Annotated in this window: 10 protein-coding genes and 1 pseudogene; 9 read left to right on the top strand and 2 right to left on the bottom strand. The window is 52.5% G+C overall.

Annotation, left to right across the window (positions count from 1 at the left end; all coding sequences use genetic code 11):
- The first annotated feature begins 594 nt into the window (after positions 1 to 594).
- From JMJ16_RS30385 to JMJ16_RS30340, 9 genes and pseudogenes are all read left to right on the top strand, one after another.
- A complete protein-coding gene (locus JMJ16_RS30385) occupies positions 595 to 3,630 on the top strand; it encodes a sigma 54-interacting transcriptional regulator (protein WP_201387686.1) in 3,036 nt (1,011 codons plus the stop codon).
- 292 nt (positions 3,631 to 3,922) lie between these two features.
- Complete coding sequence (locus JMJ16_RS30380) at positions 3,923 to 4,243, top strand: PTS sugar transporter subunit IIB (RefSeq protein WP_201379154.1); 321 nt, start codon at positions 3,923 to 3,925, stop codon at positions 4,241 to 4,243.
- 39 nt (positions 4,244 to 4,282) lie between these two features.
- Positions 4,283 to 5,613, top strand: a pseudogene (locus JMJ16_RS30370) (PTS sugar transporter subunit IIC).
- Positions 5,614 to 5,745: 132 nt separating this feature from the next.
- Entirely contained in the window at positions 5,746 to 6,981 is a 1,236-nt protein-coding gene (locus JMJ16_RS30365; protein ID WP_201387679.1) for a sugar ABC transporter substrate-binding protein, read from the top strand.
- A gap of 151 nt (positions 6,982 to 7,132) precedes the next feature.
- Positions 7,133 to 7,957: an ATP-binding cassette domain-containing protein gene (locus JMJ16_RS30360; protein WP_201387677.1), complete on the top strand. Its 825-nt coding sequence runs from the start codon at positions 7,133 to 7,135 to the stop codon at positions 7,955 to 7,957.
- A gap of 5 nt (positions 7,958 to 7,962) precedes the next feature.
- Entirely contained in the window at positions 7,963 to 9,234 is a 1,272-nt protein-coding gene (locus tag JMJ16_RS30355) for a sugar ABC transporter permease (RefSeq protein WP_201387675.1), read from the top strand.
- An 87-nt stretch (positions 9,235 to 9,321) separates the two neighbouring features.
- Entirely contained in the window at positions 9,322 to 9,777 is a 456-nt protein-coding gene (locus JMJ16_RS30350) for an NUDIX hydrolase (RefSeq protein WP_201387672.1), read from the top strand.
- A gap of 152 nt (positions 9,778 to 9,929) precedes the next feature.
- Positions 9,930 to 10,457 carry a L,D-transpeptidase gene (locus JMJ16_RS30345; RefSeq protein WP_201387670.1) on the top strand — a complete coding sequence of 176 codons (528 nt, stop codon included), beginning with the start codon at positions 9,930 to 9,932 and terminating at the stop codon, positions 10,455 to 10,457.
- Positions 10,458 to 10,692: 235 nt separating this feature from the next.
- Positions 10,693 to 13,317, top strand: a complete 2,625-nt coding sequence (locus JMJ16_RS30340) for an ATP-binding cassette domain-containing protein (RefSeq protein WP_236601744.1) — start codon at positions 10,693 to 10,695, stop codon at positions 13,315 to 13,317.
- Positions 13,318 to 13,861: 544 nt separating this feature from the next.
- Here the strand turns inward: JMJ16_RS30340 and JMJ16_RS30335 are convergent.
- Both JMJ16_RS30335 and JMJ16_RS30330 read right to left on the bottom strand, forming a co-directional pair.
- Positions 13,862 to 14,458, bottom strand: coding sequence for a BglII/BstYI family type II restriction endonuclease (locus JMJ16_RS30335; protein ID WP_201387668.1), 597 nt, complete (start codon positions 14,456 to 14,458; stop codon positions 13,862 to 13,864).
- Positions 14,459 to 14,514: 56 nt separating this feature from the next.
- Positions 14,515 to 15,546, bottom strand: a complete 1,032-nt coding sequence (locus JMJ16_RS30330; RefSeq protein ID WP_201387667.1) for a response regulator — start codon at positions 15,544 to 15,546, stop codon at positions 14,515 to 14,517.
- Between the last annotated feature and the right edge of the window lie 7 nt (positions 15,547 to 15,553).

The following is a 15,553-nucleotide window of genomic DNA, read 5'->3' as shown; positions in this document are numbered from 1 at the left end:
GGGCGTTGAAAAGGCGGTATGGTTGGGATTGAGAGGGGAGGCGTTCGCGTGATAACGGGGCTGAGGGTTCCAGTTCGTTCTCTCTGCGATGTTGCACGCCTGGCGCTTCACCAGGTCCCGCGCCGCGTGACTTAAAAAAGACATGTCTTACGACATGTTTTAAAACATGCTTTACCATGTCTGCCTGGTGTTGGACATGGCACATGTATCACGGCTTCTGGCCCGTTCTGGTGCTGGATGACGTTCTGAAGATGAGCATTTATGCTTGCAATGGTGCAGGTGTGGGTGCTCATTTTGCGTGTGGTGCTGGGCGTAGGGTGTTAGTGAGAGCGGTTATCGCCAGAGAGGAGATGGGAGGAGTATTATGATGTGATAGTCGCAATTTAGTATTTGTGCGATAAATCGCCTCACGCACGATAAATCGGGCGCCTATGGTGGTGAGGGGGCAAGAGGGGGCGAGGATTGGGGGGATTTGCTTTTTCGATGGGGGTTTGTATACTAGGGGGCAAGCCTACAAAAGCTCTACTTTCTATGAGATTATTTGCTCCGGATGTTTCCCCAGGCGTGGGTTGGGAGCGAGAAAAAGGACCATGCATGCAGCGCAAAGAGCGTGTCTTGGAGGCTCTGCGCTTCCTGTGCACTCAGCAGCGACCAGGTCAGAATAGCGTGCTCAGGCGGTATTCTGGCTTCAATGCGGAAGAGGTTGCACAGCAAGCGGGCATTGATCGGACGAATGCTAGCCGAGATTTGAATCAACTGGCACAGGATGGGATGATTGAAAAGATTCCCGGGCGTCCTGTGCTTTTTGCGCTTAAGGAGAAGAGCGATGCTGAGGCTCCTTCTGTAGATAAGGCTGCATCTGTGGTATCAGCGGCGCGCGATCTGCGTGTAGCAACAGCCTCAGTGCCAAAGCCGGTGGAAGAACTTCCCATCTCGCCACTCGTGCTGAGTAGGCCGCAAACGATTGTGGCTTCGACTGATCTGGGTGCGGTCATCACTAGCTTTGAGACGATGATCGGGCATCATGAGGGGCTGAAGGTGGCGATACAGCAGGCCAAGGCGGCAATTCTTTATCCACCACGCGGGCTGCATACGCTCCTATATGGTCCCAGCGGTGTAGGCAAGACCACGCTTGCGCGCCTGATGCATAGCTTCGCGCTGGAACATAACGCGCTCTCCCCCGACGCGCCTTTTATCAGCTTTAACTGCGCCGATTACGCGGGCAATCCACAGTTGTTGATGGGACATCTCTTTGGTGTGGTTAAGGGGGCTTATACGGGAGCTGACCGGGACCGGGCGGGACTGGTCGAGCAGGCGCACCGGGGTATCCTCTTTCTGGATGAAGTGCATCGCCTACCGCCTGAGGGCCAGGAGATGCTTTTTTATCTGATGGACCAGGAGCGCTTTCGGCGCCTGGGCGATATTCGTGAGCGGCAGGCCTCACTGCTGCTGATAGCAGCGACCACGGAAGATCCTGCCATAGCCCTCCTACCGACATTTAGGCGGCGCATTCCGATGCTGATTACGCTCCCAGGCTTGAATGAGCGTACTTCCAGAGAGCGTTATGAGCTGATTCGCGCCTTCTTTAACGCGGAATGTAGTAGTATTGGCGCTAACATCCAGGTCGCGCCCCAGGTCTTGCAGGCCTTGCTACTCTATGATTGCCCCGGCAATATTGGGCAACTGCGCACGGATGTGCAGTTGATCTGTGCACGCGCCTACCTGGAGTATCGCACTAATAATCAGCATGAGCTTCATGTGCACCTTGAGACGCTGCCAGAGCATGTGCGGCGTGGCCTGTTGCGTATCAAAGACCTCCGACACGACACGGATGGGGAGCAACCTGTCTGGGAGGCGACGCATATCTTTACACCGAGCGGGCTGAGCCTTAATGGGGTCGGCGAGTCGGCACGCAACCTGTACGATTCAATCAGCACAGGCCTGGCCTCGCTACGTAAAAGCGGCCTACCTGAGGAGGAGATTACCAAGCTGCTCCAGCTTGAAATCCAGCAATATTTCCAGCACTACGCACAGACCGTCACCCAGGAACGTCCCAACCAGGCGGCGCACCTGGTGGATGAACGGGTCTCTTCGCTGGCACGCTCCGTCGTGCGCTTCGCGGAGGAAGAGTTACAGCGGGCTTTTCCCGAGAAGCTTGACCTGGTCCTGGCCCTGCACCTCTCCAGTATGCTTGAGCGTATGGCCCAGAGGCCCTTAATGGCTGTACCAGGGATGCAAGCGGTGCGCCAGACCTATCCTATTGAATATGCAGTCGCGCAGGCGGCCCTGGCACGCGTACAAACGGAACTGGGGATTACGCTACCCGCCAGCGAAGCCAATGTCCTGACCCTCCTTTTTACCAATGCCGATACGCTGCTGAGCGTCGAGCACGCGACCGTGGGTATCGTCATCGCCGCGCATGGACGTGGTATTGCCACGGGGCTGGCGGAGCTGGCCAATACATTAGTTGGGGCTGATTCGGTCGCGCCGATCGAGTTGAACCTGGATCAGACACCAGAGACCATCCTCAACCAGGTAGAGCAGAGTGTACGCAAGGCCGACCAGGGGAATGGTGTCCTGCTACTCGTAGACTTTGCCTCGCTGCTCTCGCTGGGAGATATGATCGCCCAACGGACGGGCATCGCAGTTTACACGGTCTCAAATGTCAGCGCCCCCCTGGTCGTAGAGGCCTCCAGGCGGGCACGGCGCGGAGAGCATATCGCGCTTGAGCAACTGGCGGCGAGCTTAAGCCAGGTCGCAAGCGAGGAGAAGGTAGGGCAGAATGGCGCGGGCAACACCAGGGGTTGGGCGGAGACGGCACAGCAAGCGGAGGAGGGACGAGGAGAGAATTTTCCAGGGCATAATGACTCCCATGCGCCCCAGTCACGAGTCATCCTCTCGATCTGCATCACGGGCCATGGAAGCGCCGTTAAGCTGGCAGAGATTATTTATGAACGCCTGCCGGAGACGCAAGAGCAAGATGTTGAGATTATCTGCATGGATATCAACATCACAGGCAAAACGGAGGCCGAGATTCAACGCTTGGTAGGCGATAGGCAAGTGGTAGGCATCGTTGGCACGATCAATCCACATTTGCCGCATATCCCCTTTATCTCATTGACCGAGGTGCTCTTTGGGGATGGTATCGCACGCCTACGGACATTGCTGGGCGTCACGCTCATCGACCCGGCGCTGCTTCAGCCTCAGCCCAGGCGCACGACGCCCACCTTCCAGGGGAGGCGCGAACTCTTCGAGGCCATCGCGCGCACCTTGAGTGAGCGCCTACTCTTCCTGAATCCAGGGCGCGTGCTTCCAATGCTGGAGAGTATGTTGGAGATGATCGAGATCGAGGTGGGGGAGAGCTTTGATATTGATGTGCTGGCAGGCCTGATTGTGCACCTGGCAACTGTGCTGGAGCGAGGCGGGCACCAGGGGCGCTTTCTAGTCAGCGGCGAGGTGCGACAGCGCGTGCAGAAGCATTATCCACGTGAGCTGGATGTGTGTCGGCGGGCCTGGCAGGTCTTAGGCAGCCAGGTGGGGCGGACCCTGCCGGAGGAGGAGGCGTATAATATCGTAGGTATTTTGCGCCAGGTAGATATATTCATCAATCCGAATTTACCAATACGATAGTTAAAGTTGTGTGTAGTCGATAGTTCAAATTAAGGAAGCTTCCCCGATTTACAGGAAGGCAATCCCAAACCATAGGCGCTCGATAAATCGGGCGCCTATGGTTAGAAAGCGTTCCACTTTGGGGTGCACAGTAACGCACAGATGGGAGGGGAGAAGTGTGCTATGTGTGTAGCACACTAATTGGCATGAGACTTGCAGTAATAGAGAGTAGGAAAAACAACCTGGTCCGTAGTGTGCTAGAAAGCAACCACCAGGCACCAAACATCCACACGACGTGGCAGAAGGGTTTCGTATGGTTCAAGTCCTGATTGTGTGTAGCTGGGGGATGTCAACAAGCCTCCTGGTGGAAAGTATGCTAGCTGTGGCACAGGAACAACATTTTGCACTGAGCGTTGAGGCATTGAGCGCGGGCGAGTATACGTCCAGAGTGGACGAATGCGATATCGTCCTGCTTGCGCCTCAGATCCGTCATCTGCGTAAGAGCATAGAGAAGATCGCTAATGAGGCTGGTAAGCCAGTCGCTATGATCGAGCCTTTTCATTACGCGACGATGAACGGGGAGGCAGTGCTAGAACAGGTCCAACAGATCCTCTCCGGTGTGGGAGAAGAGTAGCTCGTTATTGAGCAAGGCAGGCAAGGCGTGAACAGGGCAATGGAGCGAATAAGCGAGATTTTTGAGCGCTATTTTGTGCCTCCGTTGGGGGCCATCGCAAGTAGTATCTACTTGCAGGCGATTCGCGACGCCTTCATTATCTTCACGCTGCCACTCATCATCGCGGGAAGCCTGTTTCTCATCATCGCCAATCCGCCCATTGGAGCACTGGCCGAGTGGCTGAAGCCGTACCAGGACGCGATCCTGGTGCCGTATGAGCTTTCATTCGGGTTGATGGCCCTGTTCCTGGCCTTTGGCGTGGCGCATAGCCTGGCGCAGTACCGGCGTACGGAGGCGGTTCAGCCGGGAATCCTGGCCATGGTGGTCTTTCTGATCGCCAATGTGCCAGTGACGGATCTCAATGAGCTGAAACTGGGGCAGATTCTGCCTTCACTGGGGGTCAGGGTCTGCTGGTGGCTATTCTGGTGGGTATTGGCACCACAGAGGTGGTGTACTGGTTTCGCAATTCGCGCTATACCATTCGCCTCCCCAAGACGGTGCCGCCAAACGTGAAGCGGGCCTTTGAAGCGCTGGTACCCACACTTTTTCTAATCACCGTGATCTGGTTACTGGAGTGGTTTATCAGCTCCCATACGATTATCGCGGATGGGAAGACACAGCAGCTTACACTCCCGCTATTACTCATGGAGGTCTTCAAGCCACTGGTCGTGGTGCAGGATAGTTATCCAGCGGCGATTTTGGAGATCATCCTGATGATGTTGCTCTGGTCGGTAGGCATTCATGGCATGAACATTGTTACGGCAATCGCCCTGCCATTCTGGCTTACCACGATCTCAGCTAATGCCACAGGAGGACATGGCATCGTTACCGAGCCATTCTTCCACATCTTTTCGCACCTGGGTGGATCGGGAGCCACCTGGCCGCTCGTGATCTATATGCTGCGCTCACGTTCGTCGCAGCTACGCACGGTAGGCCGCGTCGCCCTGGGTCCTGCGATCTTTAACATTAACGAGCCGGTCACCTTTGGTGTGCCGATGGTGCTCAATCCATTGATGATGATACCGTTTATCCTGGTACCCATCATCGTGGTGAGCATCAATTACCTGGCGTTCTCGCTGGGGCTCGTGCATGTACCGATCGTGATGCAGCCATTCACCGTTCCCGTCGGAATAAGCGGGTTTATCGCCACTGGAGGAGACTGGAGAGGCAGTGTCCTGCAAGGCGTCAATCTCGTGATTTCCGCTTTAATATATTACCCGTTTTTCAAGTCCTGGGAACGTATTCTGGTAGAGCGTGAAGAACAGGCGACACAGAAGGAGGCTGAACCCGCGCGTGTAGCGGTAAAACCTGCTAAAGTGATGTCTGGCTGAGGCGCCGCGCTGCATAAGCACGCGCTTATATATCATGGTACCGGAAGAAGGGAGGTAATGAGCGGCAGAACGCCTTTTTGTAAGTGTCCGGGTATGCCTGGATAGGGACTTATCCCAAACATTTATCGTTCGATGATGAACGGCACATGCGAACATTCGATGCTCTCAATGAAGTTGGGTTTCCATTGGAAGGGAACCAAGCACAAGCAATTGGAAGGAAAAGATTCAGCGATGAAAGTATTTCGTCAGCGCAAGCCCCTTTACGCGCTCTTCGCCATGCTCGTTTTGACGATGCTCCTGGCGGCCTGCGGCAACAGCAACAGCGGCGACAACTCCGGCAGCAACACCGGTAGCAGCAGCACCGCCAACGGCAAAGGTTGTAAAAATGTCGGCGTCCTGCTCCCCGAGACTGCCAGCTCCGAGCGCTGGGACAGCAAAGATCGTCCTCTGTTGACCGACGCCATCACGAAGGCAGTGGGCCAGGCGCCTCAGTTCTACAATGCTGAGGGGGATGCCACCAAGCAGCAGAACCAGGCCGACACCGCCCTGACCAAGGGTGCCTGTATCCTGGTCGTCGCGCCTTTTGATGGTCAGGCCGCGGCCGCGATCGTCGCCAAAGCGAAGTCCCGTGGCGTTCCCGTCATTGCCTATGACCGCCTGATTCAGTCCAAGGACCTCAACTACTACGTCTCCTTCGACAACGTCAAAGTTGGTGAGCTCCAGGGTCAGTACATCGTCGACCACTACAAGGACTACACCAAGAATGGCACCAACATGGTCATGATCAACGGTGCCCAGACCGACAACAACGCTATCCTCTTCCGCCAGGGTGCCCTGAACAAGCTCCAGCCCCTGGTCGACGCCAAATCATTGACCAAGGTCTATGATCAGTACACCCCAGCCTGGGACAACGACAAGGCCCGTACCGAGATGGACGGCGCCCTCAATGCCCAGAACGGCAACGTTCAGATCGCTTATGTCGCCAACGACGGTATGGCCAACTCCGTCATCGCCGCGCTGAAGGCCAAGCAGCTCAATGGTAAAGTACTGGTCACTGGCCAGGACGCGACCGTTGCTGGCTTGCAGAACATCATCCTGGGCGACCAGATGATGACTGTCTACAAAGCTATCAGCAAAGAGGCGCAGGCCACCGCTGACCTGGTGAAGGCCATCTCTGATGGTACCGACACAGCTAGCGTCACCAATGGCGCGACCACCAAGACCGCCGATGGTGGTTCGGTCCCCTCGGTTCTCGAGCAGCCCGTCGCAATCGACAAGACCAACGTCAAGACCGTTCTCGATGACAACTATGTCACCAAGGGCGATCTGTGCAAAGGTCTGCCCGCGGGTGCCGGCGGCATCTGCTAGTCAGCCTCACGCAAGGAAGAGCTGGCGACTCGCAAGAGTTGTCCACTCTTCCCCTCTTTCAGATGGTGCGCGATGGACTCCGCGAGGTGAGAGCCTCTAGCGGAGTCTATCCCTGAGTAAACATAATAGTCGAGCAATTTGGGAGGGTTCTATGGCTGATCAAGTGGCGCGGGAGTCATCAGCGGCCTTCGGTGGCAGACCAGCAGGACAGCCGATTTTGCAGATGCGTGGCATCGGCAAGCATTTTGGCGCGGTACGCGCACTAAATAATGTAGATTTTGAGGTCTATCCAGGAGAGGTTGTGGCCCTGGTTGGCGATAACGGCGCAGGCAAATCGACCCTGGTCAAAGCGATTTCAGGCGTTCAGCCAGCCGACGGAGGTGAAGTCTTTGTCAACGGGCAACAGGTCACACTTAGCAGTCCACAGACCTCCAACCGCCTGGGTATTGAAACCGTGTACCAGGACCTGGCGCTATGCGATAACCTGGATGTCGTCTCTAACCTGTTCTTAGGGCATGAGTTGACCACAGTGGGAGCTCTCTCGGAGATCGAGATGGAGCGCCGCAGCCTGGAGGTATTGCGCACCCTGGACGTCAAACTGCCTTCGGCACGCGCCATTGTCTCCACGCTTTCAGGTGGACAGCGCCAGTCGATCGCCGTTGCCAAGACCATTCTACGCAACGCGAAGGTCGTGCTTCTCGACGAGCCGACCGCGGCCCTGGGCGTCGCGCAGACCAGGCAGGTTCTCAATTTGATCAGGCGCCTGCGCGAGCAGGGTCTGGGTGTTGTAGTCATCTCACACAGCATGGCCGACGTCTTCGAGGTCGCGGACCGCATCATTGTCATGCGTCTGGGGCAGCGCGTGGCCACCTTTGACGCCAATACTACCACTAACGAGCGTGTCATTGCCGCCATTACAGGCGCGGAATTTGGCAAGTCAGCCTCTAACGGCAACGGCGTACCGGGAGGAAAGTAAGAATCATGAGCGATGTAGTAGAAAAGCCCAACACCCGGGGCACAAGCGCCGCGGGCAGTGTTGAGCGAGCAGAATATACACAGAAGCGGTCCCTGGGACAACTGTTGCGAGGCGACCTCGGTTTTCTCCCAGTCATGCTCACACTTGTACTTGTCGTTGTCTACTTTACCATCACCACGGATGGTCTGTTCCTCAAACCAGCAAACCTGTCAGACCTGCTGCAACAGATTGTCAACATTGGTATTGACGGCCTGGGCGTGACCCTGGTGCTGTTGCTTGGCGAGGTCGACCTCTCGTTGGCGGCGGTGGGTACCTTTGGCGCGGTCGTGACAGGTGTGCTCTCGACACGCATGGGCGTGGATCCCTACGTCGCGATGGCGGCGGGCATTCTGGTAGGCGCATTGGCCGGATTTATTAACGGTCTCTTTATCGCAGTATTGCGCGTCCCCTCATTCATCGTCACCCTGGCGGGTTCAATCGGGTACGCGGGTCTCTTACTGTACCTGCTCAATGGGCAGTCAACCTTGATCGTGCATGACCCGGTGATTGTCTCCATCGCGGGCACCCCTTTCAGCTTCTTGCCGGACTGGCTGGGAGTTGGCGCACCAACCGCCATCCTGATCCTGTACGCGATCTGGCAGATCATTGAGCAGATGCGGCGCAAGCAGCAAGGGTTGCGCGTGAAGTCAACCTTGAGCCTGGTAGCCAACATCGTGATTCCCTTCGTCATTGTCGAGGGCGTAATCGCCGTCCTGGAGAACACCCCAGGACCAGTCAATGGCACCTTCCTGGGAGTGCCAAATAGCGTCGCCATCTTCTTTGGCCTGCTCCTGGTAATGTGGCTCATCATGACGAAGACGCGCTTTGGACGCCACGTCTACGCGGTGGGTGGCAACATGGAGGCCGCGCGTCGCGCTGGTATTAACGTCGTCCTCATCCGTATCGTGGTCTTCACCCTCTGCTCGGCCTTTGCCGCCCTGGGAGGTATCCTCGCCGCTTCGCGCGCCACGGCTGTCGCCAGCGCCGTCAGCCCGACGCTGACCCTGCAGGCAATCGCCGCAGCCGTTATTGGTGGCGTGAGCCTCTTTGGTGGTCGTGGCACTGTCTGGGCCGTCGTGCTGGGCGCACTGATTATTGGTGGCCTGGAGAATGGTCTGGACCTGCGTAGCCAGGGTACCGACATCAAAGAGATCGTTGAAGGTATCGTCCTGGTCCTGGCTGTGACCGCCGACGCGCTGGTACGCCGCGCGCAGTCTCGCAGCAGCAGCGGACGCTAAGAGAAAGATAGTGAATGATATAATGGGGCATGGCGGCCACTGGCCGCCATGCCCCATTATATCATTCACAGAAGGTGGTAAGAGTTTGTGTTCTATCTGGCATTGAAGCGTTTTGTGGGAATCTTCTTTAACGTCCTAAATGTGGGGCTTGGTGGCAACCTCCCTCCATTTGCCTGTGTCTGCGTGATCGTGGAAGAGGACGGCAAGTTCCTGGTTGTAGAGCGACCAGAGGGCGAGACGGCCTTTCCTGGAGGCTTTATGCGCTGGCGTGAGCAGCCTGAGCAGACGGCACGACGCGAGTGCCTGGAGGAGACGGGGCTTGAGGTCGAGGTGCATGAAATTGTTAGCTATGCGACCATCAGCAGTCCGGCCTTCAATCGCCTGAGCACGGTCAACTTGATCTTTCGCGGGTGCCACGTAGGCGGGGAGCTGCACCCCAGCATCGAGGGGCGGCCAGCCTGGTTGACGCGGGAAGAGTTGGAGCCGAGGTTGGATGGTTTTTATTTGCATATTTATCAGGATTATAAGCGGCATAGAACGTAGGACGGCTCGTGCTTTAGCAGCGCCGTTATTATTTATAGGTATTTTATTACTAATAAAGTATAAAGAACATTTAAATACTTATTAGCAGAAGGCGCTATATACTCACTATTAGAAAGTATTATAAATTTGCGCAAGCAAAAGGGATGGCTGAAATGAAAAAACGAGTAAACAAATTTTTCTACTTTGGTATGCTCGCGTTTGTTCTTGCCAGTTTATTAGTGATGGGTCCGCCGCCCCGGCATAGTCATGCCGATGGAGCGGGCAAGCTGATCGTCATTAGTTTATCGGAGCAGACTCTGTATGCGTATGAGGATGGGGAAGAGGTGTTTGAGACTGCTATCACAAGCGGACAACCGGCCCTCCCGACCCCCACTGGTAATTTTAGCATCTTTAATAAGCAGAGTCCGACGACATTTTACTCGCCCTGGGGGAAAGATTCGCCCTACTACTATCCACCGACCACGGTGAGCTACGCGATGGAGTTCGCGAGTGGCGGCTACTTTATCCACGATGCCCCCTGGCGCAACGAGTTTGGTCCAGGCACCAATAGCGAGCACTATGAGGAAGAGAGCGACCAGACGGTGACGGGCAGCCACGGCTGCGTCAATATGTCCGTAGATGACGCAGGCTGGCTCTACAACTGGGCACCGATTGGGACGCCTGTGCAGATCACGGAGTAAATAAAAAGACATCGCCCGCTGTGAGAAGCAGTCGAGAGAGTGAGTGCAGGCTTACGCTCTCGGCTGTTTCATTTTTGGGGAAGCAGATTCTGAAGGCAAGCTTTTAGGCAAATAGCTGCTATCTATTCAGCTTATTTCAAGTAGTACACTTCATTATAATATGTAATAGCAGATACAACATATAATAGCAGGTGTGAAATATGTATACCGCATTATGTGGCTTGAGGGAGAGACGATGGATGTTGTAAACGAATCTTCAGCCGTGAATGATGATAATGCTCCTGGTAATCGAACCTTGCTGGCTCGCTTTATTCCAGGGCTGCCCTCCATTGAGATCAGTACCAACGTCGATCGTGAGAAACAGCTCTGTCCGCTCTCACTCACTGCCCCAGAGATCAATATCGGACGTCATCCCTCCAATGAGATTGTAATCAATTGCCCAACCGTCTCTAGCTTCCATGTACAGATCATTCGTGATAATAAGCAACTGACTTTGATCCATCCGCATCCGAAGCGCCATCGCACCTTGAATGGTCTGACCTTTCAGGGCCGTACCTTTCAGGGTGATGAGCAGTTCCGCCGTGTATTACAACGCGGCGATATCTTCCGCATCGGTGATGAAAACGGTACCTTTGCATCGCTGATCTATAATGATGGTTCTGGAGAGGAACAGGAACCGACTCCACAGATGCCGCCTATTCAATTGGGTGAGCCAGTCATTACACTGGGTCGTGCGAGCGATAACCGGGTTGTCCTCCAGCATCCTCAGATCTCGGCCCATCATGCGCGGCTTGAATTGCTACCGGGTGGCGGCTACCGTATTATCGATCTCAATAGTACCAATCATATCTATGTAAATACTGAGCGCGTCCATACCCACCAGATTCTTGCGAATGACGATATCATTCGCATCGGTCCCTACAAATTTACGTATAGCGGTAATGAGCTGACGCAGCAGGATGAGAGCCATGGTGTCCGCATCGATGCGATCAATCTGCGTAAAGAGGGGAACAAGCATGTTATTCTGCTCGATAATATCTCACTGGTCATCCCGCCGCGTAAGTTCGTTGCCCTGGTCGGTGGTTCCGGTACCGGTAAGTCTACGCTCATGGATGCGCTAAACGGCTTGCACCCTGCACATAGTGGCTCAGTCCTCTATAACGGCCAGGACTACTATGCCAATCTGGCAGCGTTTAGTTCACAGCTCGGCTATGTTCCGCAAGAAGATATTATCCATCGCGAGCTGACGGTGGAGCGCGCTCTGTACTATGCGGCGAAGCTTCGTCTGCCACAAGACTTCACTGAGGCACAGATCAATGAACGCATTGATGAGGTGCTGGACGATGTTGAGATGCAGTTCCGCCGTGGTCTGCTGGTGAGCAAGCTCTCTGGTGGACAACGGAAACGTGTCTCGATTGCGCTGGAACTGCTGGCCAAACCCAGTATCTTCTTCTTAGATGAGCCAACTTCTGGACTCGATCCCGGTCTGGACCGTAAGATGATGATGCTATTGCGTAAGCTGGCAGATAAAGGGCATACGATCGTCCTGGTGACACATGCAACGAATAACATCAATGCGTGTGACTACATCTGCTTCCTCTGCCAGGGTGGTCGGGTCGCCTACTTTGGTCCACCGAATGAGGCCAGAGACTTCTTTGGGAAGACCGACTTCGCTGAGATCTATAGCGCGCTAGAACCAACCGAGGAGCATCCGGAGATCCCAGCCGAGGCTGAGATCCGCTTCAGACAGTCGCCCGATTATCAGAAGTATATAGCTATCCCCACGCAGCAGCGCCAGAGCCTCGCGAATAGTCAGGGGAATCCCGCTGCGAAGACGCTCAAGCATGTCAAGCGCGGCAATCCGTGGAAGCAGTTTATACTGCTGAGTATCCGCTATCTAGAGCTGATCTATAACGATAAAGTGAATCTGGCAATCCTGGTCCTTCAAGCTCCGATCATTGGTGCACTACTCTTTGGGCTATCGGTACATGGGATGTTTGACGCGAATAAGATCGCGACCTGCGCGACGCATGTGCAACCGGCAGATGTGCATTCAGCACCGACAACCGATTGTACCTATCTGGTCAATTTCTTGAAGACGCCTCAAGGTCAGCAGTTTGCCGCGAGTAAGAATATGACCGTGGATCAGGTACTGGACGCTGCTATTCTCCCTGTATCAGGTCAGGATGCACAGAAGATCCTTTTCATTATGGCGTTTGCTTCGATTATGTTTGGCTGTCTGAATGGCGCTCGCGAGCTCGTCAAGGAGGCACCCATCTATCGCCGTGAGCGCTCGGTGAACCTGGGTCTGATGCCTTACCTCTGCTCGAAGTTTGTGGTACTGGGCGCCTTTAGCCTGGTGCAGAGCCTGGTCCTGGTTGGTGCAATCGCGCTCTTTACGCCTTATAGCAATAGCGTCTTCTTACCGCCGTTCCTGGAGATCTATATCTCGCTCGCTCTGACCGGTATCGCGGGCTTGATGACCGGGCTGCTTATCTCTGCGCTCGTGCCCAATAACGATCGCGCTATGAGTATCGTCTCCCTGGCACTGATCCCGCAGGTCATCTTCTCAGGAACGATCTTTAATCTAGATCAACCGAAGTTCCTCCAGATACCCGGTGCCCTCTTCGCTGCTCGTTGGGCGATGGCGGCCATGGGTACCACCGCTGGTATTCATGCCAACAAGGTTGAAGCTGACAACTTCTCGTTTGTCAGTACGATCTTCTCAAGTGTCAATGGTAATATGCATGCTCAGGCCTTGCAACATCTACTGCTCTGCTGGGGAGTATTGGTAGTTATCACCGTTGTGCAGGCGCGGATCATCGCCTGGTGTGTCAAGCGAAAAGATATCCGCCATTAATGGTCTTTGCTCTGCTTGATTGGTTGGGTTGAGTATATTACTACAAAAGCGGCCAAGCAAGCAACGAGTGTAGCTGAAAAGCTGTAGCAAGCGGCATTGTAACTTAACCGATGGTTTTGCAGATGTGAGGAAGTATAGTTTTGTAGAATCTGCAAAACCTATGGGTAAAATGTGTCATTATTCCAATATCTTTGCAGTGTACTGGACGCATATACTTTCAGTAAAAAGCCCCTTCTTAAGCTCAAAATTTAAGAGTGAAAGGAAACGCTTTTTGACAATTTGGACGCATATACTTTCATGAAGTTAAAAATGGATGCATAAACCTTCAGAAAGTCTCTGATAAACAGGCTCTCCCGCAATTCATGTGAAAGATGAGCTTATCAAGTGCATGTCCTTTTTCAGAACTTGCTTGTAGAGCATACAAACTTTTGTCTGATCGTTTTTATTGCAGCGCTTATCACGCAAAGTGCGGGATAGCCCAAATATCGGGCTCTGGACATACTTTATCTGATGGTGCTAGACAAGCGCTAAAATATTTTAGATTTTAATTCATATCTGAATCAGCATCTATCCCTATTATGAGAATAGGAATATCTACACTTGACAGTCCTCTATTCTCTAAATCCCAGATACATTGCTCAAAATTAGTAACGCCGGTAGACATCTCACGAGCAAAAGCCTTAACCGGAATAATTATTACTCCACAAGTAATTTTCTTCTGAGCAGCAAAGAGAGGCATTTTTAGGAATATATTATATCCAAATGAATCGTATGGTCCAAATTGGACTTCTAAACCCAAAAGATTTTTAGCAAAATCAATTTCTCTGCTAGGGCTTTTACCTGGTCTTCCTTCTGGAGTTAAAGGCTTATAACCTTCAACATAATGGGTTATTGAAAAACCGCCTTTCATTAAGCAACGCTCCCAGCCTCTAGCTTCAAGTTGTGCTTCGAAAGCTTCATTGATTAGTCTTGGACTATAAAGTAACTTCCCCTCTCTTCCTTTTTCTTTACTCATCTTCTTTTTACATTCTTCCGCGTTTATTTCGGATATAGCTTTCTGGATCTCCAAGAGTTCATTTTGTCTGCTTTGTGCTATACGATCTTTCCCCTCATTAATTGAAAAAGTCGCAGCAATGCGCATTGGAACACCTACCTTTTAGGCCATACTACTCTTATATTTTATACAAACACATTACTTTAAGGATTAAAGCTCTTATTAGAATTAAAAGTAAATTGGCCTTGTATTATACTCCCTACACGTATCACCTTCTCAGGTCCTTTATCAAAATGTTCTACTTGTCTTAACGCGATTTTATTCGTTGGCAAATCTATAGATGCAGTAAAGCTTCTGGGTACTTGGCAGCAACTACACTCAATTTCAAGTACGCAATTAACACGCGTATAAACCGGCGCAGCTTGATATTCTCTAGCTTGCAGAACCAGTCCTTCCGATGTTGGGGTATCAGTGATCTCCTTCACTTCTATTTTTTGCTTGGCTTCTACAGTAACATCTTCCTCGTATTTTATTTTTCCTGAAAGGGTAAATTTATGTTCAAGAGCAGACTCAACGGTACTTACTAAGGTTCCTATTTTCAAACCAGTTTTATTTACAACCTCCGCATCTATCCCATATTCATAAGACAAAGTAACGTGGCGGCTAATATTCATTTCTTGTGTTGAGCTCACATTCCTCTGAGCATACAACTCAGTACGCCAATCCTGCTCCCGAATATAGGGATCGATAATAGAGCTAACACGTAAAAGTTTCAAAGTGTTACGAGCGCCAAATTTTATCCACGCTAGCCTGCTTGATAAGACTTTATCAACTTTAATATTATACTTGGCAGCTTCATCCATATCGTATCGTTCTATTGCTCTTCTTAAGGTCTGAACGAGCTCGGCATGGGTGTTTAGTTTATCTATAAAACCAAAGAATTGTAGTTTAACTAAGTCGAATGCATTCAATTTCTGAGGATACGCAGTTACCATAATACATGGTATAGTCAATTTTAAATCTTCTCTGATATGTCGTACTAACTCTACACCTTTCATAGTAGGCATTTCTTGATCAGTAACTAACACTTTTATTGGATAGTCATGTAGTATATTAAGTGCTTCTTGTGAGTTATCCGCTAAAAAAGGCTCTATATCAAGGTTAAGCCTAACTTCATTCCCCAAATTCTCTAAAAATAGTCTGTCATCTTCCACTATGAGAATATCTTGCGACATGAGATCC

Source organism: Ktedonobacter sp. SOSP1-52 (assembly GCF_016587395.1).
Note: the sequence above shows the minus strand (reverse complement) of the source record. Positions and strands in the feature narration are given on the sequence as shown.